This is a genomic window from Hydrogenophaga electricum (assembly GCF_030160815.1).
GTDB lineage: Bacteria > Pseudomonadota > Gammaproteobacteria > Burkholderiales > Burkholderiaceae_C > Hydrogenophaga > Hydrogenophaga electricum.
In genome coordinates, this window is sequence record NZ_BSPB01000150.1 from 1 (window position 1) to 799 (window position 799).

Sequence of the window (799 nt, forward strand, 5' to 3'; positions counted from 1 at the left end):
CCGACGACCTCGGCGCCATCCCGCTCAAAGCCCTCATGGCCCGCAACCCCGGCGTGGACTGGGCCGCCCTGAGCGACGTCATCTACGGCTGTGCCAACCAGGCCGGCGAAGACAATCGCAACGTCGCGCGCATGAGCGCGCTGCTCGCCGGCCTGCCGCTGCAGGTGCCCGGTGCCACCGTCAACCGCCTGTGCGGCTCCGGCCTGGATGCCGTGGGCACCGCCGCGCGCGCCATCAAGGCCGGTGAAGCCGGCCTCATGATCGCCGGCGGTGTCGAAAGCATGAGCCGCGCCCCCTTCGTCATGCCCAAGGCCGAAACCGCCTTCAGCCGCGCCAACGCGGTCTACGACACCACCATCGGCTGGCGCTTCGTCAACAAGCTGATGAAAGCCCAGTACGGCGTCGATTCGATGCCCGAGACGGCCGAGAACGTGGCCACCGACCACCGGATCGAGCGCGAAGCCCAGGACCGCATGGCCCTGGCCAGCCAGCTCAAAGCCGTGGCCGCCCAGAAGGCCGGCCACCTGGCGCGCGAGATCACGCCCGTCACCATCCCCCAGAAAAAGGGCGAGGCCCTCGTGGTGGACACCGACGAACACCCGCGCGAGACCAGCCTGGACAAGCTGGCAGCGCTCAAAGGCGTGGTCCGCCCCGACGGCACGGTGACCGCGGGCAACGCCAGCGGCGTCAACGACGGCGCCTGCGCGCTGCTGCTGGCCGATGAAGCCACGGCCGCCCGCTACGGCCTGACGCCCAGGGCCCGGGTCGTGGGCATGGCCACGGCCGGGGTGGCCCCGCG

General features: G+C 71.5%; 1 protein-coding gene. It reads left to right on the forward strand.

All coding sequences use genetic code 11. The features are described from left to right. Nucleotides 1-799: acetyl-CoA C-acyltransferase (locus QQK43_RS23215; protein WP_284309644.1), on the forward strand; the 799-nt coding region annotated here is incomplete at both ends.